Origin of the sequence: Falsihalocynthiibacter sp. S25ZX9, assembly GCF_041205405.1 — a bacterium.
Lineage (GTDB): Bacteria > Pseudomonadota > Alphaproteobacteria > Rhodobacterales > Rhodobacteraceae > Falsihalocynthiibacter > Falsihalocynthiibacter arcticus.
In genome coordinates, this window is record NZ_JBGFCD010000004.1 from 116,887 (window position 1) to 141,948 (window position 25,062).

Sequence of the window (25,062 nt, forward strand, 5' to 3'; positions counted from 1 at the left end):
GTTATGATTATCAGTGCAGCCCCTCTCATTTACGTCCTCATTTTCGTATCGGTATTGGTCCTTGTCGAAGGAATCTACCTGACAGTTTTTGGCAAATCCATTAGCTTGAACAGCCGCGTAAACCGACGCCTTGACATGCTGGAAAAAGGCGGCGGGCGGGAACAAGTTCTCGAACAACTTCGCAAGGAAATGGGGCAACACCTCAAATCGCGCGGCATTCCTCTCTATTCACTGTTGGCTGTTAAGGCGCAAAAAGCGAACATCGCCTTTTCACCCGCACAGCTTATTCTCGTGATGGTCGGGATGGCGGGCGTTGCCTTCCTCGGTCTGACAATCGCCACGGGGGCTTCCGCGCCAATTCGCGTTGGACTCGCGATCTTGATGGGTATCACCGCCGTTTTTATGTGGGTGAATGGCAAAGCCAAAAAACGTATGGCACTGCTCGAAGAGCAACTGCCTGACGCAGTTGAGTTGATGGTGCGCTCCCTGCGTGTTGGGCACCCCTTTTCGTCTGCAATTTCCATTGTCGCAAAAGAAGTTGCCGATCCCTTGGGAACCGAAATGGGCGTCATTGCCGATGAAAATGCCTATGGTCGCGACGTTGGCGAAGCGCTAAAACACTTGGCCGAGCGCATGGATATGCAGGATTTACGCTTCCTAGCGGTTGCCGTGACAATCCAGCAGGTATCAGGTGGTAACTTGGCCGAAATTCTGGACGGGTTGGCAAAAGTTATCCGGGCGCGTTTCAAACTTTTCCGCCGCGTGAATGCGATTACCGCAGAGGCTAAATGGTCTGGTATGTTCCTCTCCGGCTTCCCGCTTTTGGCCCTTGTTGGCATCAGCGTCCTTCAGCCAGATTACTATGACGGCGTGAAAGAAACCTCTGTCTTTATCCCCGCTTGCCTCGTTGTGGCTGGCTTCCTCACGGCGAACATTTTCGTAATGAGATCGCTTGTGAACATCAAAGTTTAGATCGGAGCACATCATGGGACTTATTGATACTTTCAAAACAATGCTGATCGACAACTTTGGGGATGTCACTGTCGGGCTTGCGATTATTGCGGGCGCCCTCGGAATTCTCCTCATTTTGGGCACCCTTCCGTTCTTAATGCGCAAGACGGTCGACCCATTGGACAAGCTGCGCCAGACACGGACCAATGGTGAGCAAGGCAAAACGCAAGCCTTGCGGTCGGGCAAGAACGACAAGTTGGAAAAATATTCCAACTTCTTGGAGCCACAAGACGAAGAAGAATACTCCGCTGTGCGCTTGAAACTTTTACAGGCTGGCTATCGCGATAAAACCTCGGTGCGCACCTATCATTTTGCACAATTCGCATTGGGTATTTTGGCGCTTATCCTTGGGGCCATCTATACTTTGACCCAATCAGGTTCAGAAGATGCGGGCCTGCAATCGTCGATGATGAGCATCCTCCTTCCCGGAATTATCGGTTATATGGCCCCAAAATACTGGGTAAACCGTCGTCTCCAAATGCGCCAAGAGGCGATCATCAACGGCTTTCCTGACTCCCTCGACTTGATGCTCGTCTGCGTCGAGGCGGGGCAATCCATGGACCAATCCATCCTCCGCGTAAGTGAAGAAATCCGCGCAGGATTTCCAGATTTGGCCGATGAGTTTGCCATCGTTGCCCACGAATCCAAAGCGGGTAAGGACAAGGTGCAGGTTCTCAACGACATGGCCGAACGCTGTGGTGTGCAAGACGTACGTAGTTTTGTGACCGTTTTGAATCAGTCCCAGACCTTCGGGACATCCATTTCCGATGCGCTCCGTGTCTATGCTGAAGAAATGCGCGACAAACGGGTGATGCGGGCCGAAGAAAAGGCCAACAAATTGCCAACAAAAATGACTTTGGCCACGATGATGCTGACAGTTCCGCCACTATTGATAATTCTTATTGGCCCATCGGTTTATGGTATTGCCACAACACTAGGAAGTGCGGGACTCTAGGTGGCATGACAGCCACGAAATTTGTTCTCCTCTTTGCCAGCCTCTTCTTAACCGCCTGTGATCCCACGGGCGGTTCTGGCGTGAATGGTACTCTCGCTCCGGGTGTTAGCTCCGAAAACGGCGTAGATGGCCTTCTCGTGGGACACCGATTGATGGAAGCTGGCGAATATGAACTCGCCCTTAAAGCCTATTTACGCGCCGCCTCCGAGCAGGGAATGACCATAGATGTGCTCAGCGCGCTTGGCTCGGTGAACCTGCGTCTTGGCCGATTGGGGCAATCTGAAAAACTGTTGCGACAAGCAGTGAAGAAGGACCCCACTTTCGTTCCTGCATGGAATAACCTCGGGGTTGTCCTGATGGAAACGGGCCAAACGGGTGAAGCCAGCCGCGTATTCCAAACGGCTTATGCCTTGGATAGTGGCGAAAGCGACTCAATCCGCAAAAATCTTCGCTTAGCGCTCGAAAAAATTGACAATACGACCTATGCTGAAGAAGATGTAAGTAATTACGAGTTGGTTCGGCGTGGTAGCAGCAGCTATTTACTCCTCGCGACTCCACGAGAGAATTGAGCAGTAAAGGACGCAAAAATGCGCCATCCAATTTTTCTAACGCTGTGCTTGAGCAGTGCAATAGCTCTTGCCGCCTGTGAAGACTCGTCGAATTCAGCCGATGTCAAACGTGCGATAAAAGACATTAACGTCATTGACGAGAGCAACCTGAACGACATCATGTTGACGGTTGCAGATCCAAATGAAGGCGTTCTCTATTACAAAAAAGCCGTCCTCAGCGACCCCAGTCGAATGGATTTCCATCGGGGCCTTGCGGTGTCCTTGGTGCGTGCCAAGAAACCCGATGAATCTTTGAGCAGCTGGAAAACCGTTGTTGCAAGCAGTGAAGGGACAAGCACCGATCAGGTTGATTACGCTGACGCGCTGATCCGATCCAATAAGTGGGATGAAGCCGAAGTCGTGCTGGATCAAGTCTCCCCCACAGTCGAAACTTTTAAACGGTATCGCCTCGAAGCTATGGTTGCGGACTCGAACAAAGAGTGGACCAAAGCGGATAGTTACTATGAAACCGCGGTAGGACTGACAACGACACCGGCAAATGTTTTGAATAACTGGGGCTACTCGATGCTGACCCGTGGGAATTACGCACGGGCCGAAAAGCTCTTTGGCGAGTCAATTTCCTATGACACCAAACTGTTTACTGCCAAAAATAATCTGGTATTGGCTCGGGGCGCACAGCGCAATTACGAAATGCCTATTGTCCCCATGACCCAAGAAGAACGTGCTTTGTTGCTTCACACGATGGCCCTTACCGCCGTCAAGCAAGGGGATGTGGCTACCGGCAAAGGTCTCCTCAAGGAATCGATTGATACCCATCCTCAGCACTTCGAAGCTGCGGTTCGATCCCTGACTGCCCTTGAAGGTGGCGCTTAACTTTGGATTTAGCACTTTCCGCTAGCGCGGCGAAAGTCTTCTTGCCTTTCGTCCTGCCCATTTGTGTTTGGGTCATGTTTAGCGATCTAAAGTACATGAAAATTCGCAATACAGCCGTCCTAGCGTTGGTCGCGATCTACGCGGTTATCGGCTTTTTCGCCCTCCCTTTAGATGTCTATTTTTCCGGCTGGATGCAGGGGCTTGTTATGCTCGTCGTGGGCTTTGTTGCCGCAAGCATAGGTTTAGTGGGCGCAGGAGACGCAAAGGTATTTGCCGCGATTTCCCCTTTCGTTGCGCGAGCGGATATCCCGAAATTTACGATTTTACTCGCAACCTGTTTGCTCGTCGGATTTGTTGCGCACCGGCTTGTGCGTGCTTCGCCTTTGGCGAAAAAACTCGCGCCCGAATGGGAAAGTTGGCATCGCAAAAAAGAGTTCCCTGCGGGGATTTCTCTAGGATTTTTGCTCGCGCTCTACCTCATTCTTGCTGCTTTTTTCAACGTCTAAGACGTCGATCCGAAAGAACCCATAAAGCGGCGTTTCATCCAAGGGCGTCAACAAAACATTCTCGCGGGCTTGGATTTCCGCGAGCATGGCATTGCGTACCGACAGAAGCGCGGGGCATTTGGGAACAAGAAGAAACTCAGCGTTCTCAAACCCCGGAAGCCCACCATAGTACCACGGTGCCGAACCTTTTGCGGGCGTCATCCCCGCTTCGATCCAATGCGCCGAAATCACGTCGGCAACATAAAGTGCCCCGCCCTTCGCGGGAATAATCTGGGAAATCGCACCCGAAATCGCATGAACTGTCGCAACCACACCCGTTTGGTTCTGACACTCGGGGAACACTATCCCACCTAACACGCGTGGTTCCTTTTCTAGAGGCTCCGAAACAAACCCTTCAAGACCACTCGCACCGCCATCCACCCTCTGAAGGGTTGAAACGGATTGGCTTCGGATATTTGCTGTCTGAATGTCCGCAGCGACAATCGGAAGAAAGGGTGCGTAGGAGGCTGTGTTTACGGCGTAATGGTGCAGGCTACTCGTCAGGATGTTCAGATAAACAGGGGCAACAATTGCGAGCGCTGCGCCAGACATAATCGCCGCCACCCCTCGCATACTCCAGCCCATTACATTGCGCAAATCCCGATCCGGACGGTTGGCCATAAGGAAAACCATGAGGAAAATGAGCCAAATCGGATCATTACCGAAATTCTGGAAAGTGATGTAATAGAAGCCCGGCAAGCAAATCAGAAGGAGAAGGGCCGCTTTGCCTTGCCCTGACTGCCGAAGCGTAACGCAGGCCATAAATGCCACAATTGACGTTGCCAAATACTGCGGGGCGGTCACAAGAGTCATAAGACTTTCACCGGGAAATGGCCGATTTTTAGACGTGGCGACCCGCATCAAATCATCAAAATAGGCACCCCAAAATGTGGACCCCATCATCAAGGTTGTCGCCGCAACGACACCGAGGCCAGCCAAAATGGCAACGCCGAGGCCCTTTTTGTTTTTGTGCAAAAGAAGGCCGACCACAACAGGTATGGCGAACCCCAGAAAAAACGTAACCTTCAAGAGCGCCAAAACGGCCATAATGACCCCAATGGCTGCCCCTTCAAACATGCCCGCCCTAGAAGAGGGTATGCGCGGCACCAAAACAGCAAGCGCAAGGCATGGCAGGCCAATAGCCCAAGCCCACCGGTTGTAATGCACCGAAATAGAGGAGGATGTATCGGTTTGCCCGCCAACCATCGAGGTCGCAATCGCAAGGATACTCACGCCAAAAAACACCGCACCAACCGGCCCAAGTCGCGAAATGCCAACCCAAACAAGAGCGGGTAACAAACAAAGTGCGAGCCCCAATTGAACGATTGCGAAGCTCATCCCAAAACCAACGTCAAAATTAGCCACCCAAAGTACCGGCGCGAACGCAAAAACCCCGATGGGCGTTTGAATATCAGTGTGAATTTCCCCACCCAATCTTAATCGCTGTAAAATATCCAAGAGATGGAGGATGTCGGATTCGTGCTTCCCCAAATACATGCCCCCCTTGGCAAGGGTCAGGCCTGAAAAGACAATTGTGGCTGCGAATAAAATCGTAAAAAGGAGAATTGAATTAATTTGTTTCATGGGTGCCTGCGTTAACTTTTAAGCAACACTAGCTGCAGACCATACGTCTTGCAAAACCTCCTGCGCGATTTTTGTGGTCATTCCTACAAAGCGCGGTAGAATCACCACAAAAAGAGCAGTTCTAACCAATTGGCAAACAAACAGGTATTTCAAATGTCTTATGAATCCACGGGTGTTGTTGCCCCCCCCGCCCCAAAACGTCTCAACGAGATGAACCTCTCGCCTGTGATGATGCGCGACATACTTCTGAAAACGCTGTTTCGGCAGAATATCGAAATGGTGTCTGAAATTGCCAAGGCTGTGTGCCTCCCAATGCCCGTCACCCAAGAATTGGTGGATATGGCCCGCGAGCAACGCTTACTTGAAGCGACAGGGACCCTTCACGCCAACTCGGGCAATGAAATGGGCTACCAACTAACCGATCAGGGTAAAGCACGTGCCTTAGATGCTCTAAGCCAGTCCGAATATTATGGCGCCATGCCGGTCCCCCTCGCGGTCTATCAGGAACAGGTCAAACGCCAATCGATCAGGAATATCATGATCAACAGGGCGCAACTGAACGGCGCAATGGGGCATTTGATCCTACCGCCAACGCTCCTTGATCAACTAGGGCCTGCGGTGAGTTCTGGGCGCTCAATCCTGATGTATGGCCCTCCTGGCAACGGGAAGTCCTCGATTTCGAACGGGATTCGCGACGCGCTTGGCGACAAAATTTTCGTACCGCGCGCCATTGAATATGCCGGTCAGGTGATCACGGTCTATGACCCGATTGTGCACAGTGCTGCAGAAGCGCAGGAGGAGGATCCAAACTCGCTGCGACGTGCCTCCAACCGTTTTGACACACGCTATGTGCGGTGCGAGCGCCCCACGGTTATCACCGGTGGCGAGTTGTCTCTCTCCATGCTCAACCTTGTCTACAACCCAACTTCCCGCACCTATCAAGCGCCTCTCCAGCTTAAATCCACGGGCGGCGTCTTTATTGTGGACGACCTTGGACGCCAAGAGGAGTCACCACAGGCTCTCATCAACCGTTGGATTGTGCCGCTTGAAGAGGGCAAAGATATCCTATCTCTACAATCGGGCGAAAAATTTGAGGTTCCCTTCGACACGCTGGTCATTTTCTCAACCAACTTCCACCCGAACGAGATTTTCGATAGAGCGGCTCTGCGCCGGATCTTCTTTAAAATCAAAATTGATGGTCCCGACCAAGAAGATTACATCAAGATTTTTGCCATGATGGCACGTCGCCGTAAGATGCCTCTTGATGAAGCCGCATTGGTGCATTTGTTGAAAAAGAAATATCCCGAAATCGACAACGTTTATGCCAACTATCAGCCTATCTTCCTGATCGACCAAATGATCGCGATTTGCGAGTTTGAGGGGATACCCTATCAGATGTCCCCCGACCTGATCGACCGCGCATGGGCCAATATGTTCGTAAAAGACGAGGCGATTATTCACTGACGGCTTGGCCTTTCCCTCGCGGAAGGGCTTGGAAAAAGGTTGAAACCACGGCAATCTTCTCCCTGAATGTCAAAGGAGAATGCTATAATGAAACGTGTATCCCTATCGATTGATGGGCCTGTCGCGATTGTTGCGCTCTGTCGTCCAGAAAAACGCAACGCGCTTGATCTGGAAATGATCCAAGCTATTGTCGAAACGGGTGAAGCATTGATGGACCGCAAAGACATCCGCGCGGTTGTCTTATGCGGCGACGGCCCGTCCTTCTGTGCAGGCCTTGATACATCCACATTTGGTACGCTCGTTGTGCAAATGTCCAAAACCGGTGGCATTACGGCGCGTACGCATGGAGAAAGCAACCTTTTCCAACGCGCAACAATGGTTTGGCGCGACTTACCGATGCCCGTGATCGCCGCAGTGCATGGGCACGTTTATGGCGGCGGCTTTCAAATTATGCTCGGCGCAGACATGCGGATCGCACGGCCAGACAGTAAGTTTTCGATCCGCGAGGGCAAATGGGGGCTTGTTCCCGACATGGGAGGCATGGCCCTCATGCCGCAACTGGCCCGCGACGACCTTATCCGGAAGTACATATATTCCGCAGAAGTTTTTAGTGGCGATGCCGCATTGAACGCAGGATTTATCACCGAAATCAACGGTGATCCAAAAGCCCGCGCACTTGAGATCGCTTGTGATATTGCAACCAAAAACCCCGATGCCATCCGCGTTGCGAAGGGGCTAATTGCAGAAATCGAACATGCGAGTGTACCTGACGTACTCATGGCGGAATCTGTAGCACAAGCAAAACTCTTAGGTACACCCAACCAGATGGAGGCCATCATGGCTGGATTAGAGGGGCGAAAAATGAACTATAAAGACCCCGTCTAAGCCGTCAGCCCCTCAGGTTCAGCTAGCCCGTTCGCGCGGCAGGTTGCTGTCAGTGTGTTCGCCAACAAGCATGCAATCGTCATGGGGCCAACACCCCCCGGAACCGGTGTAATAGCGCCAGCAACTTCCTTGACCGACGCGAAATCCACGTCGCCAACAAGCCGTGTCTTGCCCTCGCCTTTTTCAGGGGCGGGAATGCGGTTAATCCCCACATCAATCACAGTTGCGCCCTTCTTAATCCAATCCCCCGTTACCATCGCTGGCCGCCCAACGGCGGCCACAACGATGTCCGCAGCACGGACGACACTTGGTAAATCCTTCGTGCGACTGTGGGCGATTGTGACCGTACAGCTATCCCCAAGAAGCAGACTTGCCATAGGCTTGCCCACAATATTTGAGCGCCCAATGACCACAGCATTCAAACCGGAAAGCGTACCATGAAACTCGCGCAACATCATCAAACAGCCGAGCGGCGTACAAGGCACCATAGACTTTTGTCCTGTCCCCAAGCGCCCAACATTGGAAATATGAAACCCATCAACGTCTTTGGCAGGATCGATGGAATTGACCACCAAATCCTCGTTTAAATGCGCAGGAAGCGGCAACTGGACCAAAATGCCATTCACGCTAGGATCGGCATTTAGCTTCGCAATCAGCGCCAACAAATCGCCTTCAGAGGTATCCGCTTCCAACTTGTGTTCAAACGAATTCATGCCAACTTCGGTTGTCATTTTTCCCTTTGCGCGAACATAAACCTGGCTCGCAGCGTCTTCACCTACCAACACAACAGCCAGCCCTGGTGTAATGCCATTTTCATCGCGCAATCGGGTTACGTGGGTGGCCACTTTCTGACGCACTTTGGCTGCAAATGCTTTGCCATCAATCAACGTTGCTGTCATCGGGGCTCTCCTTGGGTGAGTTTAGAACGGCTTCTTCACGGGCAATCGAAAACCCGATCATTTCGCGCCATATGGATTCTGCGAGTGCTGGTGCAAGGCCGACAATCCGAGCCTGTGACGTGACTTTTTCAACGACATCTTCGACTCGAGCGGGGATGTTTGCCGGCAGGCCATCACGCATTTTGATCTCGGCGGCACGGTCGATATACTTCAACCGTAACGCCAGTTTCGAGACCAATTCACGGTCCAGCGCATCGATTTCGACGCGCAATTCCATCATGTTTTTACAGTTTTCTGGGTCGCGCATGGGCATTCCATAGTTTAGGTCGCCTTCTCATACGCCAATACGCGCCCGCCCTCAATGCGTCTAAAACAACCCTTCAATTTCGCCTTGGGGATTGAGTTTTATGGTCTCTGCGGACGGCACGCGCGGCAGACCCGGCATCGTCATGATCTCCCCGCAAATCGCGACAATGAACCCAGCTCCCGCCGCAAGCCGAACTTCTCGTACTGGCACAGAATGCCCAACGGGTGCGCCGCGCAAATCTGGGTCGGTTGAGAAACTATACTGCGTTTTTGCCATACAAATGGGGAGATGGCCGTATCCAGCATCCTCCCATGTGCGCAGTTGATCTCGAATTTTCTTATCCGCAAGGACTTCGTCGGCACGGTAAATTGACTTTGCAATCCGTTCTATTTTTTCAAACAGTGGAAGGTCGTCGGGATATAGTGGCGCAAATTGGCTGATACCTGCATCCGCAATCTCTGCGACACGCGTTGCCAGTTCTGTGATTCCCGCAGAGCCCTTTTCCCAATGCTTACAGAGAATCGCTTCAGAACCTTGTGACGCGACATAGTCTTTGACCGCTTGGATTTCAGCGTCTGTGTCGCTTGTGAAATGGTTGATTGCAACGACGACGGGCACCCCAAAGGATTTCATGTTGCCAATATGGCGTCCTAGGTTCGAACAGCCATGCTCCACAGCCTCGACGTTTTCCGCGCCAAGATCGCCTTTGGCGACGCCCCCATTCATTTTCATGGCGCGCACAGTGGCGACCAATACGACGCAATCAGGCGCAATGCCCGCCTTGCGACATTTGATATTCATGAACTTTTCGGCACCTAGGTCCGCGCCGAATCCAGCTTCTGTCACAACATAATCGGCCAGTTTTAGGGCCGTAGTGGTGGCGATAACCGAGTTACAGCCATGTGCAATATTCGCAAACGGGCCACCATGAACAAAGGCTGGATTGTTTTCGAGCGTTTGAACAATGTTGGGTTGCATCGCTTGTTGCAACAACACGGTCATCGCCCCATCCGCCTTAAGATCCCGTGCGTAAACGGGTGTGCGATCCCGACGATAAGCGACAATAATATCCCCAAGACGTTTTTCGAGATCCTTCAAATCCGTGGCCAAACACAAGATCGCCATGACTTCGGACGCCACCGTAATGTCAAAACCTGTTTGGCGTGGGAAACCGTTCGCAATCCCACCCAATGACGTCACGGTGTCGCGTAGGGCACGGTCATTCATATCGAGAACGCGGCGCCAAACCACACGACGCTCGTCGATTTCAAGTTCGTTGCCCCAATAGATATGGTTGTCGATCATGGCCGCCAACAGGTTGTGGGCCGACGTTATGGCATGGAAATCGCCCGTAAAATGGAGGTTCATATCCTCCATTGGTATAACCTGCGCATAGCCACCACCGGCGGCGCCACCCTTCATCCCAAAGCACGGACCCAGCGATGCCTCGCGAATACAGATTGCGGTTTTCTTTCCGATACGATTGAGGCCATCCCCCAAGCCAACGGTCGTTGTGGTTTTACCTTCGCCCGCCGGAGTCGGATTAATCGCGGTCACAAGGATGAGTTTGCCGTCAGTTTTACCCTTGAGGCCTTTGATGAAGTCGGCGCTGACCTTGGCTTTGTCATGACCGAAAGGCAAAAGATGATCTGTTGGAATGCCAAGTTTTTCGCCAATTTCCTGTATTGGTTTCTTGTTGGCTTCGCGTGCAATCTGAATGTCGGTTTTGAAAGTCATTATGGCCTCTGGTTCAAGGGAGCTTCACAACTGCTATACCTTGCCAGAACCGGTGCCACAGGCGCAATTCCGACATATCCCCCATAGAAAGCGCCGTGATTTGTTTCACATGGGAAAGATTGGGGCCATTGAGTGGAAGAAAGCTTCGCTCACTCTTCGGATTCTGCGATCGCCATGGCCAGAATTTTTGTCGCTTTTTCAAAATGATCCAGCTTGTGAGTTTCAATCCACCACGTCGCGGCCTCCATCAATCTGACAGGGTCGTCATTTCGATTGGCGAAAAATGCATAGAACGATAGGCCGACGCCTTCGCCCTTTTGCGCAATTTTTTGGGTGCAAACTGTGATAATTTTTGCGCGTAGGCCGGCGTGCATAAAGTGTTCTTTCCAAAAAAAACGCCACGAGAATTCCCGTGGCGTTTAAAATCTTATGGGTGAAAAACTAAGCTGATGGCTCTGGCTCCATACCACCGTCCAACTTTGGCTTTTTCGGTTTCGTTTTTGGAACTGCTGTCAAACTTGGCTTGGAACCTTTGTCCGACTGGTCATCATTGTCGTCGCTCACATGAGGTGACTCGCCGCGCACAACGCGGGCGATTTCCTCACCCGTTAGGGTTTCGTACTCAAGCAACCCTTGCGCCAAACGTTCAAAATCTTCGGCGCGCTCTTCGATAATACGCACCGCAGTGGCATAGCCCTCGTCGATCAGCACTTTAACTTCGCTTTCGATCAATTCTTTTGTCGCCGCAGAAACCGAGAATCCGCCGACACCGCCCATGGAATCATACCCATTTGCCGCCTCCTGATAGTCGATATTGCCCACTTTATCGGACATGCCATAGCGCATGACCATGGCGCGCGCCAAAGCTGTCGCCTGCATGATGTCGCCTACGGGACCGCTGGAAACACTATCCGCGCCGTATTTGAAAATCTCGGCGGCTTTCCCTGCCATCGTCATGGCAATGCGTTGCTTGGCTTCGTCCTTAAACATTTGCAGACGGTCCATTTCGGGAAGACTCATCACCATGCCCAAAGCGCCACCACGTGGAATAATTGTGGCCTTGTAAACCGGATCACATTTCGGCAACGTAATCCCCACGATCGCGTGGCCAGCCTCGTGATAGGCCGTTTTTTCTTTTTGATCCGCCGTCAGAACCATGCTGCGACGCTCCGCGCCCATCATAACTTTGTCTTTGGCCATTTCAAAATCATGCATGGTCACAAAATTGCGCCCAATGCGCGCGGCCATCAAGGCACTCTCATTCACAAGGTTAGCAAGGTCCGCCCCAGAGAAACCTGGAGTACCGCGCGCAATGATCCGCAGATCAACGTCGGGGCCAACAGGGACTTTAGCAGCGTGAACATTCAGAATTTTCTCGCGACCTTTGATATCTGGATTTGGAACTTGAACTTGGCGGTCAAAACGACCGGGGCGTGTTAGTGCTTTGTCCAGAACATCGGCACGGTTTGTCGCGGCAAGAAGGATCACACCTTCGTTGCTTTCAAAGCCATCCATCTCGACCAGAAGTTGGTTGAGAGTTTGCTCGCGCTCGTCATTGCCGCCGCCATGGCCGGAACCACGATGGCGCCCAACCGCGTCAATTTCGTCAATAAACACAATACAAGGTGCGTTCTTTTTGGCCTGTTCAAACATGTCGCGCACGCGGCTTGCGCCCACGCCGACAAACATCTCAACAAAATCAGAACCCGAAATGGTGAAGAAAGGCACACCCGCTTCGCCCGCAATCGCACGCGCTAGCAATGTTTTACCGGTACCTGGAGGGCCCACAAGCAAAGCACCTTTAGGAATTTTACCACCCAAGCGGCTAAATTTTTGTGGATTGCGCAGGAATTCTACGATTTCTTCGAGCTCTTCCTTAGCTTCGTCAATACCTGCAACATCATCAAATGTTACTCGGCCTGATTTCTCAGTCAGCATCTTGGCCTTAGATTTGCCAAAGCCCATCGCGCCGCCTTTGCCGCCACCTTGCATACGGTTCATCATAAAGAACCAAAATCCAATCAGGAGAATGACAGGACCAAACAGCCAAATGATACGACTAACCGATGAGGCTTCCTGAGAAACGGCGGTTACTTCGACGCCTTGATCAAGAAGCATTTTCGTAACTTCAGCGTCCTTTGGAATGATCGCCCAAGCCTCTTTGTTGTCGAGGCCAACAAAGGTGACGCGTTCGCCATCGACTTTTGCTTGCGTGATTTGACCGGCCTCAACCGCAACGGCAAAATCCGAATAGGCGTACTCACTGCTAGACAGTGTCGTTTGATTGCCGCTGAAAAGCTGGAACAATGCAATAAAAAGCAGACCCAAAACGATCCAAAAAGCGAAACTTCGAGCGTTGCCCAAGGGACATCTCCTTACGAAAATTAACAGAACGGTAGAATCCGAGCGTCGTCACCTACCTAAAATAAGGATCACAGCGAAATCTTCAATGCGATAAAAGGATTCTGATCAAATCTTCCTTATCACGAAGAGGTGTCGCCACCAAGTATTTGTGCTTTTTGGCCAGTGGCGCCGCAACGAGTTCTGCGCCGACCCATACCGATGGAGAGGACAGGAGCGACTGCCTCTTGCGCCCAGATGCACGCCACTCGGGGCATGCAGCGAGGCCCTGCTCCCCGAGTGCACCGACCCTAGCATGTTCTGGAATTCCTCCAGAAATATGCCAACGATTATCCCAGTCGAACGCGGCACTTCCATGCGCCTCAACGGGTTCCGAGACCGCAGAAAGTTCACGAAAAATCCTTATTTTACTGGACTTCAATGTCAAAATGCAGCCCGAAAGCGTACTCGCTCCTTGGTCAATTAGCTGCGCAAATACTTGCGCCAATGCCCGCGAGCGTGGAGAGTATTCAGATGGAGAAACCCAAGAAAGTGCACCGACAAGCAAGCGCCTTTGGATGTCCTCTGGCATTTTTTTAAGCTGCTCCCAGTCGAGCAACACATCGCAATCTTCAACCTCCATCGCCGCTTCGGCTTCCTTGGCCGCGTAAGTTTTCAATGCAATTGAAGCCTGTTTTAAATTTTCTGCGACCTGCGTTATTTTTTTTGTTTCCAGCCCGCATGTTTCCAATTCCCGCAAAACTGAGCGCATTTTCACCCGCTCAAATTTGGAATCTTGGTTAGAGGGGTCCTCGACCCATGTCGCACCACGTTCCCGAAGAAACATTCGCAACGACTCGCGGCGCATTGATAGGAGTGGACGCGTAAAGAGCATTCCTTCTCGCTCAAACTCTGACCGCATACGCGCAAGACCGTCGACACCAGAGGAACGTGCAAGACGCATCAAAAACGTCTCGGCCACGTCGTCGGCGGTATGCCCGAGGGCAACGGTTGCTACCCCGCCGGCAACGGCCCACTCTGCGATTAAATGATAGCGCGCGCGGCGGGCCTGTGCTTGCAAATTGCCCTGACCGTCCCAGTTTTCCCAAACCAAAATGTCATGGAGAATTCCGCGTTGTGCGCAAATTCCCGCAACCCACTTAGCTTCGTTTCGCGCCTCTTTACGCAATCCGTGGTCAACCGTCGCAACCCGCAATTCGCTGTTGGTTTCGCGTGCCCAATCCGCAGCTAATTCAAGCAATGCCCTCGAATCCGAACCACCCGAAACTGCGAGCCCAAGGGTACGACCGACAAAAGGCGCCAGCTTTTTTGCCAGCGCCTTTTGCAAATCTGTGTCCTGAATTTTGGGTTCGATCAACTGCAGCCCAAACCACTCATAGATGACTGCGCTTGGCCTATGATTTCGGAGGACGGGAAGCGTGTTTCGACCTCGCCAAGCATCAAACAGGCTTCATTTGTTTGGCCAAGCGCACCCAAAGAAACGCCCAGCTTAAGCAAGGCTTTTGGCGCGAACGCTCCGTTGGGGTCGCCAGAGAAACTGGCCAAAAAAGCCCGCGCGGCTGAAGAGGTTTCCGATAGGGATTCATAGGATGTCCCGCGTAAAAAATGGGCTTCCTGCGACAGTCTGCTACCTGGATAGTTCGTGGTGAAAGCGTCGAATTTCTCCACGGAGTCAGTGAAATTTCCGGCGTCCATCGCCGCTTTCGCCGCTGCAAAGTCGGCCTCTTCACCAACCGCCAATTGCACGCTATCTGTAGGTGCCTGAGCCGTATTCACAGCCGACGTATCGCCGCCCAATGTGCTGCCCAATGTCAAACTACCGATGTCGCATTTTGGTTCAAGCTCACAAATCCGGAATTCTAAATCCCCAATCCGATTGGTGCCATCCGTGACAACCCGGTCAAGCCGCAATTCAATCTCTTCTGAACGTGCGGTTACACTTTGCAGCTGGGCCTCTAGGGTCTCAATTCGCTCAATCAAACTGCCATTGTTCTGGCCACCATTTGCACCACCCGTCGTGGACAATTCCCGCTTAAGCTTTTGTATTTCTACATAAACAACGGAAAGTTCCTGACGGATGTCGGCAAGGGTCTGATCCTGTGCTGCGGCAACCCCACCCATTCCAAAGCTCAGGAACGAAGCTGCAACAATACCTGTCAGTGCCCTACGAGATGTTGAAAAACCAATCTGATACCGCATGCGCTAGACTCCAGCACCAGCGGCTACAACGGTGACAGAACGGCGATTGAGCGCGTAACAACTTTCCTGGGAACAAATCTCGATTGGGCGTTCTTTGCCATAGCTCACCACTTGCAGACGGCTGCTTGAAACGCCTTGTGACACCAAGAATTGCTGTGCGGCGTTTGCACGACGCTCGCCAAGTGCAAGGTTGTATTCACGCGTGCCTTGTTCGTCCGCGTGCCCTTGTACGATCGCGGTATAGGCCGTGTTTTCCATCAACCAACGGGCTTGAAGCGTTAGAATATCTTTCCCCTGTTCGCTTAAGGTGCTTTGATCCACGGCAAATAGAACGCGGTCGCCAATCGTTGTGTTGAAATAGGCCACACTGCGCGGATCATTTGCATCGCCATAGCCACCGCTGGTGCTTGAACCGTCGCCATAGCCACCGCTTCCTAACGCGTCTGCATTTTTATTGCTACATGCCGCGAGCCCAAGGACTGCAATCAGCAAAACCACTTTCGAAATATGTACCATTAGAAGTTCCACTTCGTTTTTACAAAGGGGATCCCTTTGCATTTCCCTCGTTATTTCAGCTTCGCCGCCTTATTTCAACAGCGGTGACCATGCGGGATCACTTGCCGCCCCTGGGGTGCTTATCCGTTTAAGGTTACGCCCAGTTGCATCCACGGAATAGAGCGCCGCGGTTCCACTTGCACCGGAGGTTTCGCGGGTAAACATAATCACACGCCCGTTTGGCGACCAAGTAGGCCCCTCATCAAGAGTCGACGTTGTTAACAACCGCTCTTCGCTGCCATCCGTGCGCATAACACCAATGTGGAAGCGGCCCCCATCTTGCTTGGTGAAGGCGATCAAATCACCACGCGGAGACCACACCGGCGTACCATAACGACCGGACCCCTTGCTGATCCGGCGCGCTTCACCGCCGTTGGACGACATAATATAAACCTGCTGCCCACCGCTTCGGTCGCTCTCGAACACGATCTGGCTCCCGTCAGGCGAATAGCTCGGCGCTGTTTCAATTGCGGGTGTATTGGTCAGGCGTGTCGGCACTCTTGACGCAAGGTTGAGCGAATAAATATCTGTATTGCCCCCCCGTGAAAGGGAATAGACGACCGTTTGGCCATCTGGCGAGAAACGCGGTGCGAAACTCATACTGCCTTCTTGGCTTTCGAGGAGACTGCGCCCCACAGTGGCCACATCCAAAAGGTAAATCCTCGGAAAGCCAGAGTCATAGGACGTATAAAGGACGCGATCACCCGTTGGGGAAAAACGCGGCGCAAGCACCAAGGAGGAATCATTGGTCAAATATTGAACGCCCGCCCCGTCATAATCCATCACCGCAAGCCGTTTTTTACGGTTATCCTTAGGGCCACTTTCGGCAACATAAACAACGCGACTGTCAAAATATCCACCTTCACCCGTGATCCGGCTATAGACGGCATCCGCAACCTTGTGGGCCATCCGACGCCAACTATCTGTGGTGCCAACGAATTGGAGCCCCTCGCCCTGCGCTTGCCCTGTTACGACATCAAACAGACGAAACTTCACAGTAAGGCTTGATCCGTTGACGCTCACCGCCCCCGTTACAAGGGCTTGGGTGTTGATCGCGCGCCAATCCGAATATTGGATTGGGCTGGCGAAACTGGTGACTTGGGAGATAAACGCGCTTTGCGGGATTTCCCGAAACAAGGCGCTTCCTTCTAAATCGCTTACTACAACACGACTGATTTGCGTGGCAATATCCGTCGCCGCCGCGTTTTCGCCAATGAAGTTTGGCACCGCAATTGGCATGGGCTCAATCTGACCCTGATCAATTGTGATCCGCAGGGGTTCTGCCAAAACGGGTGTAATTGCGCTCGCAAAAGTGAGGGCAACCAACATAGTTAATTTACGGAACATAGTCATCTATTCCTCATCTTTTCTGGGTCAAACGTAATTTCAATTTCTTTCCAATGATCGTATTTTTCGGCCGGAAGATCAAAACCTTTGGCACCGCACCGAATAATTGCGCGACGTGCCGCCTCAAAGGCTTGGTTTGCAGCGGCTTGTCCACCGCCACTAAACGAAATCATACGCAGGGAACTGCTAACAGGCTTGCCGTCCAATCCCACATCCAAACCAACAATTACAATCGTGCGCAAGGCTTCACTTGATAGCGTACCAACATTCCAACATTCGGAAACCGAGATGCGCAACGCGTCTTTCTCCCCTTCAGATAAGGGGGGACCACTTGGAGCGGATTGCGTCACTGGCGCTACATTTGCTTCATTCAAGGCCGCCATAATATCCGCGTTTTGGGTGGACGGTGGCGCTGGGGGCGTCGTCGGTGTCGGCGTAACCGTGGGGGTAGGTTTTGGCCGTTCTGGGCGCGCGGGAGGGCGCGCGGAAGAGGCTGGCGCAGAAGCGGGGGGAGCCACGGCTTCGGAAACGATACGGTCACTTGTCTCCTCGGGGGCGGTCGTTTGTTCAACCTCTGGCGCAGGTTCAGGGATTTGCGCCGGTTCATCGACAGATTCTATGGCCTCTTGGGGAATGTCATCCACCGCCGCGTCAGGGGTTTCATTCACAACAGGTTGCGGGGCGACACGCTGCGATGGCCGTGGAGACGCGGTGGGTGCCGTTGGGGCGAGCGGCACCACAAGGGGGTCTGGCGATTGAATAGTTGATGGGGGCTGATCATCCACAACCGTTGGCGCGCTGGGTTGAATGGGTTCGTCTGGTGCCGCCGGCTCTGGTGCATCGGGCGTCGCGGCCTCCGGCTGACTAGGCTGAGCACCGGTTGCGGCCGGAAGCTCGGGTGGCGACAACGCCGCGAACTCCTCTGACGTCAAAAGAGAAACCTGTGTGTTTTCAAGCGTAGGTGAATCCTCGGCACGCAAAAACAGGCCCCCCAAAAGAAGCCATATTATTATGCCTGCATGCGCAGTGCCTGAAGTATAGAAGCCGGTTTTCACGTTGTACCGTTATCCGTCGTTGCCGTTCAAACGGGGCCCGCCCGTCTCGGTTACTAGGCCGATATTGTTGAACCCGCCAGCATTCAGCGCACCCATGATCTGGACCACGTCTGAATAGGGAATACTGCCGTCTGCACGCAAAAACACCTTGTTATCATCACGCTCTTCCGCAATTGCGATAAGCTTGGTGAGCAAGTCCTCACGGGCGATTTCCGTACTCATGAGTACAACTTGCCCCTCTGCTGTCAGGGTGATTGTCAGGGGTTCTTCCTGCTCGCTCGGCAAGGCTTTCGCCGCCGTTTTGGGCAACTCTACTGGCACACCAACCGTCAACATTGGCGCCGCGACCATAAAAATGATCAGCAAAACCAACATCACATCCACAAACGGAGTAACGTTAATTTCCGCCATTGCTTTGGATCGACCACGGCCGCGACGGCCGCGACGGCCGCCACCGCCACCACTTTGCACCACTCCCGCGCCCATATCAGCTATCCAACTGACGGCTTAGAATGGTCGCAAACTCATCTGCAAAACCTTCATAACTTGACACGATCCGATCGCTATCGGCAGACAGCTTGTTATAAAACACAACCGCTGGAATCGCCGCAAGTAGGCCAAGTGCGGTAGCAAGAAGCGCCTCCGCAATCCCGGGCGCAACAACTGCTAGGTTCGTGCTTTGCTGCATCGCGATTTCCTCAAAGGCGTTTTTAATGCCCCAAACTGTACCAAAAAGCCCAACAAAAGGTGCCGTCGCGCCGACCGTAGCCAAGAACGACAGACCATGCGTAAGAGATTCGCTTTCCTTTGAAATCGCCACATCCATGGAGCGGTCAATCCGTGCCTGCGCGCCTGCGATTAAGCCGCCATCCTGACGATGCGACCGCCGCCACTCTAACATTCCTGCTGAGAAAATCTTCTGCGAAGACCCTTTTGGGTCGCCTGCGATTTGGTCAAAGAGCTCGTCCAAAGGTTCGCCCGACCAAAAAGCTTGATCAAAGTCGGTAGATTCTCCACGCGCACGCTTAAATCCAATGGATTTTTGAATAATGATCGCCCACGACCAAAAAGACGCGATAATCAGAAGGATCATCACAAGTTTTACGGTGAAAGTTGCACGTAAAAAAAGCGCCATGAAGGAGAAATCAATCTCCTGCGCCATCGCAAGGGTATCTGTTTCCATATGCCTGCTCGTTTATAAAGGCCGGTGTTCCGGCTCTGATTAGTTGATGTTTTATAGCACTCCCACAGGAAAAGCTATGATTTGCAAACAGCACGCCAAAAATGACGCATAATTAGGAGGCGATGTGGCGAATTTCCGCCGGTAATCGCGTTGGGGCCCCATCCGACAGGCGAATTGCAACCAATGTTACAAGTGCCGTGAATAAAATCGTATCGCCACGCTTAACGTCTTGCGCCATTGCCATCCGCGCGCCAGTGACCGCCTCCAACGAAGTTTCGACCGTGAGAACATCGTCAAATAAAGCTGGTGCCAGATAATCCGCCTCAAGGCGGCGTACGGCAAAAACCACGCCTTTTTCTTCCTTTAAACTTACCTGATCAATACCGTGGTCGCGGACGAATTCTGATCGTGCGCGCTCGATAAACTTCAAATAATTCGCATAATATACAATGCCCGCCAAATCGGTATCTTCGTAATAAACGCGCAATGGGAAGCGATGAATCATTCGGCACTCACAGGTTTTGGCGGCAGGGCAAAATGCACCATGCCAACGCTTAATGGATTAGACAACTGAAGACGTAGGCGGAATCCGTGCAAAAAGGCGAAGCGCATGACTGCTGTCGGTTGCGACGGAGGGAAGGATCGGGTCGTATCCCGCTTGGATAATCTGCGCGATTTCGGGCCGTAAAACTGTGTGACCCGTATCAGGGTGGATTGCCAAAGGGGACGCCGTGGCAAAAGCCTGATCGCCCCACAGCAGTATCATTTGCACCATCTGACCAAGCGAAAGGACGTCGGCTGGAATTTGCGAGAGGGCCTCATCCATTCGCAAAAATAGGAAACCAGCTTTGATCGCGCCGTGGGTATCAAACCTGAAAAAGCGATACTGATTGGCGTTGGCATTGGTCAGTCGCGGCAAAAGCGCATCCATTTCGGGGATAAGGCCATCCATATCTGGCACGCCCTTAAGTTCGTCCCAGTCCCGTAGGAAAAACACCCACAGGTTAGACCCAAACTCTGGGTCCGTTTCCACAATGTCGTGCCGCGCAAGCGCGGTGACTGCTTCAAGAGCGCCCTTCACCACGGCCAGTGTTTCGTCTTCAACCCCAAAAACAACGGGCGCGATAGGCCTGCCCCAACGGGAAAACCCATAAGCACCGTTTCGCTGAAACAGCGCCGAAATATCTTCAGGTGAGGTCATCACATCGTTCCCTTTGACATCGGATTGAACCGAGATTGGGATATGTTTTCAAGGGCAGCAATGCAAGCTTTAGTCGTCAAACATTTGCGTTTGCCCTGGGGGGAGGGGCGCATTTAGCCCAAGGTGGGTCCATGCTTTTTGAGCCAGCATCCGTCCGCGTGGCGTGCGCTGAATCAGACCTTGCTGAAGGAGGAACGGCTCAATGACCTCTTCCAAGCTGTCGCGACTTTCAGACAGCGCCGCCGATAGGGTTTCAATGCCTACTGGCCCCCCACCATAATTTTCGGCGACGAGCTTAAGGTAGCGACGATCCGCACCATCCAAACCGAGGTGATCCACCCCAAGCCGCGTCAGTGCATGATCCGCGAGCTTGCGGGTAATCTTGCCACCGTTTTCAACAAGCGCAAAGTCCACAACGCGGCGCAAAAGCCGTCCTGCGATCCTTGGTGTCCCGCGTGCGCGCCGCGCGATCTCCATTGCCCCATCGGGTTCTGTCGGGACATGCAAAAGCCTTGCGCCACGGGTCACAATTTCATGCAATTCCTCGACGGTATAAAATTGCAAACGCGTCGGAATGCCGAAGCGGTCGCGTAGCGGCGTTGTCAAAAGCCCCATGCGGGTGGTCGCCCCGACAAGCGTAAACGGCTGAAGCTCAATACGGACAGTACGTGCCGCGGGCCCTTCGCCAATCACCAAATCAAGCTCGAAATCCTCAAGCGCTGGATACAAAACCTCCTCAACAGCCGGATTTAATCGGTGAATTTCGTCGATGAACAAAACATCTTTGGCCTCAAGATTGGTGAGGATGGCCGCAAGATCACCTGCCTTTGCCAGCACAGGCCCACTCGTCATGCGGAAATTCACGCCCAACTCGCGCGCCATAATCTGGGCAAGCGTGGTTTTGCCCAAACCGGGAGGGCCGTGAAACAAGACGTGATCCATAGCCTCGCCGCGCTGCTTGGCGCTTTCGATAAAAATCCGGAGATTGGCCCGAACTTCCGCCTGGCCGATAAATTCTTCCAGGACTTGAGGACGCAATGCGCGGTCCGTATCTTCGGGACGCACTTCTGGCCGCAAGTCTGGGTCGGGTTGGAACACATCACTCATAGTCTAGCCCTTCGGAGCAAGCAGGCGCAGCGCTGCGCGAATAAGGTCGGGCGTTTCAACGTCGGGGGTATCCATAGCGGCCTGCGCCACGCCTCGCGCGGCTTCGCTTGGATTATACCCCAAATTGGTCAGCGCCGAGAGCGCCTCGGATTGCGCCGCAGCGAAATTTCGAACAGGCACCGATGAAGTGGCTTTCGGAGTCTCGATCACGACATCATCGTCCGCATCCACAACAGGCGCGACCGTCCCCTGCGCCATCGACAACGACCCGCCCAGTGCCATCACATTTGGCGCTTTGTCTTTAAGTTCCAAAACAACACGCTGTGCCGTTTTTGGCCCAATGCCTCGCGCGGCTTTAACGGCATTCCAGTCGCCCAGCGTAATCGCGCGGCCAACGCCTTCGGGCCCAAGGGCGCCCAAAATCGCCAAGGACGCCTTAGCCCCAACTCCTTGCACAGACAAAAGCAAACGGTGCCATTCCTTTTCAACCAAGCTTGTGAAACCAAAAAGTTGCAACAAATCTTCGCGCACCAAAAGCTCCGTATAGAGAGCCACTGCTTCGCCGATCTGTGGCAACGCGGCCAAAGTGCGCTCAGAAACATAGACCAAATATCCAATGCCGCGCACGTCGATCATCACATGATCGGTGCTGCGATATTCCAAACGCCCTGAAATCTTGCCTATCATGCGGCCCCCTGTCGCTCTGCACGTTTCACTGCTTTTTCCAAATGGTTGGCGGATTGTGCATGATGAGCATGACAGATCGCAATCGCAAGAGCATCCGCGGCATCAGGCCCCGCAAGAACACATCCCGGCAACAACATAGACACCATATGCGCAACCTGCCCTTTGTCGGCATGGCCAACCCCGACAACAGTTTTCTTTACTTTGTTTGGGGAATATTCGCCAACGGGCAAACCCGCTTGAGCAGGAACCAACATCGCAATACCGCGCGCCTGACCCAATTTAAGGGTGCCCGCGCCATCCTTATTCACAAAGGTTTGCTCAACGGCCGCTGTATCTGGGGCGTATTGCTTAAGGACGCGCGTCAACTGGCTGTGCAAGGATAATAAACGTTCCGCCAATTCGGCCTTTGCATCCGACGTACAAACCCCGTTTGCCACATGTGACAGGCGCACCCCCGTGACATCAATAACGCCCCATCCAAGATTCCTAAGACCGGGATCGATTCCCAATACACGCATATTACATCCTGTCTGCTCTGGATTTGGCGTTTGCCGCCATTATCGCTTGCGGCCAGCAATAGCACGAAACGCGAACATTTGCCAAGAGATTGCCGCACGAACCTTGTTTTTATGCCCAGAAGACACATCGTTTTCGGAGCGTTTACAGGGGTTTCCGCCCGTTTTTGACCACCAAGGTTTCAGCTATGCACAAAACGCATGCGGGATATGCGGGTGTCGCCACTTGTTTGGGCGATTTAATAACCCTATTTGCCATTCAAGATAAAACGAAATCATCAATACACACAAAAAAGGATGCCTAGCATGGCTGTTACATATTCTTCCGGAACAATCGCAAACGGCGCCTCAATTGGTGGTCGCGTTTTCGGCGCCCTCGCAACTCTTTTCGGAACATTCGCTGACTGGAACGACACCCGCGCAACACGCAATGCACTGAGAAAACTTTCCGACCGCGAATTGGACGACATCGGCCTTTGCCGCCAAGACATCGAACGCATTTAAAAAACGACAACACTCACGGTGAGAACCTGCGTCTATTTTAGGATAGCGCGGGTTTTTTGCGTTTTTGACTCCTCAAATAGAAAAAGCCGCACCAGAGGCCATGGTGCGGCTTTTTCGAAGTAAAACTGAAGGATCGAGAGAGACACCAATCGAATCCGGCACATATTACTTTAAGTATTTCCCGATAGTTTCCGCCGTCATTTTGGTGACCGGATCGGCCGCCATGGCGAATGCACCGACCTTTTCAAAGGCGGTTCCCGCTTCAAGCTTGGCAACTCGAGCGTCGTAGGTAGCCGCGCCAAGGTGCGCAAGCAACATCCCTTTAAGAACGAAAAAGACAGCAAGCGTTAGAAAAACACCACGCCAAGGAAAACGAGGGGTACGGCGGAGCGTACGCGTCGTAATCAGGCCGTCATCGTCCACGACCAACGTAGAGCCATTTCTGGCCTGCTTGTGTTTACGCTTATTAATGCGAGACACACGCTTGGCAAAATCTTGCATATTTGCATCAGCCATATCCGGCTCCGTCAGTTGGCCCCCACCAACAATGTTATTCTCAAGGTGAAATGTGGCAAAATCAAGGCGAATAAGGCAAAATCAGGGAGTTTCACCCTCACCTCAGCCTTTTTTCTGGAGCAAAAGAGTGGTCCATTCAACAATCTCGGTGCGAGAGATAAGATTGAACTCATTCTGTGCATAAACCTCGACCACAGAATCTGCCTGCTCGTTCAGAATCCCCGAGAGAATCGCATAGCCCCCCGCTTGAATATTAGCCTTCATGTCAGGCGCGAGGCCAATAAGAGGGCCCTTGAGGATGTTTGCAAACACCAAATCATAGGGTGCTTTCGCTACAAGTGTTGGATGATTAAAGCCCGCAGCTTCGACACACTGCACCTGCTCCAAAAGGTCGTTAGAGCGCACATTGGTCATGGCAACGTCGACCGCAACTTGATCGATATCGCTCGCCATCACCCTGTTAGGCCAAATGCGCGCGGCGGCCATAGCGAGTACGGCGGTTCCACACCCGATATCCGCCACATTCTTGCCGACAAAACCACCACTCGCCAAACCGTCCAGCGCCCGAAGGCATCCCAATGTCGTGCCGTGGTGGCCCGTTCCGAAGGCCATCGCGGCATCGATCAACAAAGGAATGGAATCCTCAGGAACCGTATCCGCATCGTGGGTGCCGTAGACATAAAAGCGGCCCGCCTTAACGGGCGACAACTCGCGACGCACATGTGCAACCCAGTCGACGTCTGGCACCTCGGACACGACAAATGGTTTTGCACCCGACATCGTTTCAAGCAATGCTAATTCGGTCACATCGGGCATCTCGGTGAAATAGCCCCCAACTTCCCAAAAACCAGACCCGTCCTCCACTTCGAACACGCCTACGCCCGTGGGTTCAGACGTCATATTCTCCATGGCTTCGCCAAGCGAAGTCGCTGCGGCTTTGCCGTTGAGCGTTGTGAGTGCGGTATAAGTGGCCATAAGGTCCTCGTGCAGAATACGCCAATTG

28 protein-coding genes are annotated in these 25,062 nt (G+C 52.8%); 8 read left to right on the forward strand and 20 right to left on the reverse strand.

Annotation, left to right across the window (positions count from 1 at the left end; translation table 11 throughout):
* Window positions 1–3: 3 nt before the first annotated feature.
* From AB9F29_RS06415 to AB9F29_RS06435, 5 genes are read left to right on the forward strand one after another with little or no spacing between them, the layout of a single operon-like run.
* Complete coding sequence (locus tag AB9F29_RS06415) at window positions 4–972, forward strand: type II secretion system F family protein (protein WP_335585028.1); 969 nt, start codon at window positions 4–6, stop codon at window positions 970–972.
* Window positions 973–985: 13 nt separating this feature from the next.
* Window positions 986–1,966: a type II secretion system F family protein gene (locus AB9F29_RS06420; protein WP_039001489.1), complete on the forward strand. Its 981-nt coding sequence runs from the start codon at window positions 986–988 to the stop codon at window positions 1,964–1,966.
* Between the two features lie 5 nt (window positions 1,967–1,971).
* Complete coding sequence (locus AB9F29_RS06425) at window positions 1,972–2,535, forward strand: tetratricopeptide repeat protein (protein WP_039001490.1); 564 nt, start codon at window positions 1,972–1,974, stop codon at window positions 2,533–2,535.
* Between the two features lie 18 nt (window positions 2,536–2,553).
* On the forward strand, window positions 2,554–3,408 hold the full coding sequence (locus AB9F29_RS06430) for a lipopolysaccharide assembly protein LapB (RefSeq protein WP_039001491.1): 855 nt from the start codon (window positions 2,554–2,556) through the stop codon (window positions 3,406–3,408).
* 2 nt (window positions 3,409–3,410) lie between these two features.
* Window positions 3,411–3,914 carry a prepilin peptidase gene (locus tag AB9F29_RS06435; RefSeq protein WP_369755007.1) on the forward strand — a complete coding sequence of 168 codons (504 nt, stop codon included), beginning with the start codon at window positions 3,411–3,413 and terminating at the stop codon, window positions 3,912–3,914.
* On the opposite strand, the gene AB9F29_RS06440 is transcribed toward AB9F29_RS06435, so the two are convergent.
* Window positions 3,861–5,537: a hypothetical protein gene (locus AB9F29_RS06440; RefSeq protein ID WP_369755008.1), complete on the reverse strand. Its 1,677-nt coding sequence runs from the start codon at window positions 5,535–5,537 to the stop codon at window positions 3,861–3,863. The two genes, AB9F29_RS06435 and AB9F29_RS06440, sit on opposite strands and share 54 nt — an antisense overlap.
* Before the next feature lie 153 nt (window positions 5,538–5,690).
* Here AB9F29_RS06440 and AB9F29_RS06445 point away from each other — a divergent pair, with 153 nt between their 5' ends.
* Both AB9F29_RS06445 and AB9F29_RS06450 read left to right on the forward strand, forming a co-directional pair.
* Window positions 5,691–7,001: an ATPase gene (locus AB9F29_RS06445; RefSeq protein ID WP_039001494.1), complete on the forward strand. Its 1,311-nt coding sequence runs from the start codon at window positions 5,691–5,693 to the stop codon at window positions 6,999–7,001.
* Between the two features lie 87 nt (window positions 7,002–7,088).
* Window positions 7,089–7,886, forward strand: a complete 798-nt coding sequence (locus AB9F29_RS06450) for a crotonase/enoyl-CoA hydratase family protein (RefSeq protein WP_369755009.1) — start codon at window positions 7,089–7,091, stop codon at window positions 7,884–7,886.
* Here the strand turns inward: AB9F29_RS06450 and folD are convergent.
* The 17 genes from folD to ruvC form a co-directional block, all read right to left on the reverse strand.
* On the reverse strand, window positions 7,883–8,785 hold the full coding sequence (gene folD, locus AB9F29_RS06455; protein ID WP_369755010.1) for a bifunctional methylenetetrahydrofolate dehydrogenase/methenyltetrahydrofolate cyclohydrolase FolD: 903 nt from the start codon (window positions 8,783–8,785) through the stop codon (window positions 7,883–7,885). The two genes, AB9F29_RS06450 and folD, sit on opposite strands and share 4 nt — an antisense overlap.
* Complete coding sequence (locus AB9F29_RS06460) at window positions 8,766–9,092, reverse strand: chorismate mutase (protein WP_369755011.1); 327 nt, start codon at window positions 9,090–9,092, stop codon at window positions 8,766–8,768. Before AB9F29_RS06460 ends, folD begins: the two co-directional genes overlap by 20 nt.
* Before the next feature lie 60 nt (window positions 9,093–9,152).
* Window positions 9,153–10,829: a formate--tetrahydrofolate ligase gene (locus AB9F29_RS06465; protein ID WP_369755012.1), complete on the reverse strand. Its 1,677-nt coding sequence runs from the start codon at window positions 10,827–10,829 to the stop codon at window positions 9,153–9,155.
* Window positions 10,830–10,978: 149 nt separating this feature from the next.
* Window positions 10,979–11,203 carry a DUF6500 family protein gene (locus AB9F29_RS06470; RefSeq protein WP_369755013.1) on the reverse strand — a complete coding sequence of 75 codons (225 nt, stop codon included), beginning with the start codon at window positions 11,201–11,203 and terminating at the stop codon, window positions 10,979–10,981.
* A gap of 67 nt (window positions 11,204–11,270) precedes the next feature.
* A complete protein-coding gene (gene ftsH, locus AB9F29_RS06475) occupies window positions 11,271–13,193 on the reverse strand; it encodes an ATP-dependent zinc metalloprotease FtsH (RefSeq protein WP_369755014.1) in 1,923 nt (640 codons plus the stop codon).
* An 82-nt stretch (window positions 13,194–13,275) separates the two neighbouring features.
* Entirely contained in the window at window positions 13,276–14,547 is a 1,272-nt protein-coding gene (gene tilS, locus AB9F29_RS06480; protein ID WP_369755015.1) for a tRNA lysidine(34) synthetase TilS, read from the reverse strand.
* Window positions 14,544–15,389: a tol-pal system protein YbgF gene (ybgF, locus tag AB9F29_RS06485; RefSeq protein ID WP_369755016.1), complete on the reverse strand. Its 846-nt coding sequence runs from the start codon at window positions 15,387–15,389 to the stop codon at window positions 14,544–14,546. The genes tilS and ybgF overlap by 4 nt, the downstream gene beginning before the upstream one ends.
* Window positions 15,390–15,392: 3 nt before the next feature.
* Window positions 15,393–15,905, reverse strand: a complete 513-nt coding sequence (gene pal, locus AB9F29_RS06490; RefSeq protein ID WP_335585333.1) for a peptidoglycan-associated lipoprotein Pal — start codon at window positions 15,903–15,905, stop codon at window positions 15,393–15,395.
* 69 nt (window positions 15,906–15,974) lie between these two features.
* The gene (gene tolB / locus AB9F29_RS06495; RefSeq protein ID WP_369755017.1) at window positions 15,975–17,297 is read right to left on the reverse strand and encodes a Tol-Pal system beta propeller repeat protein TolB; all 1,323 of its coding nucleotides are present in this window, start codon (window positions 17,295–17,297) and stop codon (window positions 15,975–15,977) included.
* Complete coding sequence (locus tag AB9F29_RS06500; RefSeq protein ID WP_369755018.1) at window positions 17,294–18,346, reverse strand: energy transducer TonB; 1,053 nt, start codon at window positions 18,344–18,346, stop codon at window positions 17,294–17,296. The genes tolB and AB9F29_RS06500 overlap by 4 nt, the downstream gene beginning before the upstream one ends.
* Before the next feature lie 9 nt (window positions 18,347–18,355).
* Window positions 18,356–18,832 (reverse strand): protein TolR, encoded by a 477-nt coding sequence (tolR, locus tag AB9F29_RS06505; RefSeq protein WP_335585330.1) that lies wholly within the window; start codon window positions 18,830–18,832, stop codon window positions 18,356–18,358.
* A 1-nt stretch (window position 18,833) separates the two neighbouring features.
* The gene (tolQ, locus tag AB9F29_RS06510) at window positions 18,834–19,529 is read right to left on the reverse strand and encodes a protein TolQ (RefSeq protein ID WP_335585329.1); all 696 of its coding nucleotides are present in this window, start codon (window positions 19,527–19,529) and stop codon (window positions 18,834–18,836) included.
* A gap of 112 nt (window positions 19,530–19,641) precedes the next feature.
* Window positions 19,642–20,034 carry a tol-pal system-associated acyl-CoA thioesterase gene (gene ybgC, locus AB9F29_RS06515; protein ID WP_039001505.1) on the reverse strand — a complete coding sequence of 131 codons (393 nt, stop codon included), beginning with the start codon at window positions 20,032–20,034 and terminating at the stop codon, window positions 19,642–19,644.
* A gap of 57 nt (window positions 20,035–20,091) precedes the next feature.
* Complete coding sequence (locus AB9F29_RS06520; protein WP_335585328.1) at window positions 20,092–20,730, reverse strand: hypothetical protein; 639 nt, start codon at window positions 20,728–20,730, stop codon at window positions 20,092–20,094.
* A 69-nt stretch (window positions 20,731–20,799) separates the two neighbouring features.
* The gene (gene ruvB / locus AB9F29_RS06525) at window positions 20,800–21,837 is read right to left on the reverse strand and encodes a Holliday junction branch migration DNA helicase RuvB (protein ID WP_369755019.1); all 1,038 of its coding nucleotides are present in this window, start codon (window positions 21,835–21,837) and stop codon (window positions 20,800–20,802) included.
* Between the two features lie 3 nt (window positions 21,838–21,840).
* The gene (gene ruvA, locus AB9F29_RS06530; protein WP_369755020.1) at window positions 21,841–22,524 is read right to left on the reverse strand and encodes a Holliday junction branch migration protein RuvA; all 684 of its coding nucleotides are present in this window, start codon (window positions 22,522–22,524) and stop codon (window positions 21,841–21,843) included.
* Entirely contained in the window at window positions 22,521–23,042 is a 522-nt protein-coding gene (gene ruvC, locus AB9F29_RS06535) for a crossover junction endodeoxyribonuclease RuvC (protein ID WP_335585325.1), read from the reverse strand. The genes ruvA and ruvC overlap by 4 nt, the downstream gene beginning before the upstream one ends.
* A 303-nt stretch (window positions 23,043–23,345) precedes the next feature.
* Between ruvC and AB9F29_RS06540 the strand changes: the two genes are divergently transcribed.
* Window positions 23,346–23,543: a DUF1127 domain-containing protein gene (locus tag AB9F29_RS06540; protein ID WP_335585324.1), complete on the forward strand. Its 198-nt coding sequence runs from the start codon at window positions 23,346–23,348 to the stop codon at window positions 23,541–23,543.
* A gap of 165 nt (window positions 23,544–23,708) precedes the next feature.
* Here the strand turns inward: AB9F29_RS06540 and AB9F29_RS06545 are convergent, their stop codons facing one another.
* Both AB9F29_RS06545 and AB9F29_RS06550 read right to left on the reverse strand, forming a co-directional pair.
* Entirely contained in the window at window positions 23,709–24,059 is a 351-nt protein-coding gene (locus AB9F29_RS06545) for a hypothetical protein (RefSeq protein ID WP_369755021.1), read from the reverse strand.
* A 102-nt stretch (window positions 24,060–24,161) separates the two neighbouring features.
* The gene (locus tag AB9F29_RS06550) at window positions 24,162–25,034 is read right to left on the reverse strand and encodes a 50S ribosomal protein L11 methyltransferase (RefSeq protein ID WP_335585322.1); all 873 of its coding nucleotides are present in this window, start codon (window positions 25,032–25,034) and stop codon (window positions 24,162–24,164) included.
* Between the last annotated feature and the right edge of the window lie 28 nt (window positions 25,035–25,062).

What these genes read in the sequence shown, in the direction of transcription:
- AB9F29_RS06415 (WP_335585028.1), top strand. Translation starts at nt 4, where the DNA reads ATGATTATCAGTGCAGCCCCTCTCATTTACGTCCTCATTTTCGTATCG.
- AB9F29_RS06420 (WP_039001489.1), top strand. Translation starts at nt 986, where the DNA reads ATGGGACTTATTGATACTTTCAAAACAATGCTGATCGACAACTTTGGG.
- AB9F29_RS06425 (WP_039001490.1), top strand. Translation starts at nt 1,972, where the DNA reads ATGACAGCCACGAAATTTGTTCTCCTCTTTGCCAGCCTCTTCTTAACC.
- AB9F29_RS06430 (WP_039001491.1), top strand. Translation starts at nt 2,554, where the DNA reads ATGCGCCATCCAATTTTTCTAACGCTGTGCTTGAGCAGTGCAATAGCT.
- AB9F29_RS06440 (WP_369755008.1), bottom strand. Translation starts at nt 5,537, where the DNA reads ATGAAACAAATTAATTCAATTCTCCTTTTTACGATTTTATTCGCAGCC.
- AB9F29_RS06445 (WP_039001494.1), top strand. Translation starts at nt 5,691, where the DNA reads ATGTCTTATGAATCCACGGGTGTTGTTGCCCCCCCCGCCCCAAAACGT.
- AB9F29_RS06450 (WP_369755009.1), top strand. Translation starts at nt 7,089, where the DNA reads ATGAAACGTGTATCCCTATCGATTGATGGGCCTGTCGCGATTGTTGCG.
- folD (WP_369755010.1), bottom strand. Translation starts at nt 8,785, where the DNA reads ATGACAGCAACGTTGATTGATGGCAAAGCATTTGCAGCCAAAGTGCGT.
- AB9F29_RS06460 (WP_369755011.1), bottom strand. Translation starts at nt 9,092, where the DNA reads ATGCGCGACCCAGAAAACTGTAAAAACATGATGGAATTGCGCGTCGAA.
- AB9F29_RS06465 (WP_369755012.1), bottom strand. Translation starts at nt 10,829, where the DNA reads ATGACTTTCAAAACCGACATTCAGATTGCACGCGAAGCCAACAAGAAA.
- AB9F29_RS06470 (WP_369755013.1), bottom strand. Translation starts at nt 11,203, where the DNA reads ATGCACGCCGGCCTACGCGCAAAAATTATCACAGTTTGCACCCAAAAA.
- ybgF (WP_369755016.1), bottom strand. Translation starts at nt 15,389, where the DNA reads ATGCGGTATCAGATTGGTTTTTCAACATCTCGTAGGGCACTGACAGGT.
- pal (WP_335585333.1), bottom strand. Translation starts at nt 15,905, where the DNA reads ATGGTACATATTTCGAAAGTGGTTTTGCTGATTGCAGTCCTTGGGCTC.
- tolB (WP_369755017.1), bottom strand. Translation starts at nt 17,297, where the DNA reads ATGACTATGTTCCGTAAATTAACTATGTTGGTTGCCCTCACTTTTGCG.
- tolR (WP_335585330.1), bottom strand. Translation starts at nt 18,832, where the DNA reads ATGGGCGCGGGAGTGGTGCAAAGTGGTGGCGGTGGCGGCCGTCGCGGC.
- tolQ (WP_335585329.1), bottom strand. Translation starts at nt 19,529, where the DNA reads ATGGAAACAGATACCCTTGCGATGGCGCAGGAGATTGATTTCTCCTTC.
- ybgC (WP_039001505.1), bottom strand. Translation starts at nt 20,034, where the DNA reads ATGATTCATCGCTTCCCATTGCGCGTTTATTACGAAGATACCGATTTG.
- AB9F29_RS06520 (WP_335585328.1), bottom strand. Translation starts at nt 20,730, where the DNA reads ATGACCTCACCTGAAGATATTTCGGCGCTGTTTCAGCGAAACGGTGCT.
- ruvB (WP_369755019.1), bottom strand. Translation starts at nt 21,837, where the DNA reads ATGAGTGATGTGTTCCAACCCGACCCAGACTTGCGGCCAGAAGTGCGT.
- ruvA (WP_369755020.1), bottom strand. Translation starts at nt 22,524, where the DNA reads ATGATAGGCAAGATTTCAGGGCGTTTGGAATATCGCAGCACCGATCAT.
- ruvC (WP_335585325.1), bottom strand. Translation starts at nt 23,042, where the DNA reads ATGCGTGTATTGGGAATCGATCCCGGTCTTAGGAATCTTGGATGGGGC.
- AB9F29_RS06540 (WP_335585324.1), top strand. Translation starts at nt 23,346, where the DNA reads ATGGCTGTTACATATTCTTCCGGAACAATCGCAAACGGCGCCTCAATT.
- AB9F29_RS06545 (WP_369755021.1), bottom strand. Translation starts at nt 24,059, where the DNA reads ATGGCTGATGCAAATATGCAAGATTTTGCCAAGCGTGTGTCTCGCATT.
- AB9F29_RS06550 (WP_335585322.1), bottom strand. Translation starts at nt 25,034, where the DNA reads ATGGCCACTTATACCGCACTCACAACGCTCAACGGCAAAGCCGCAGCG.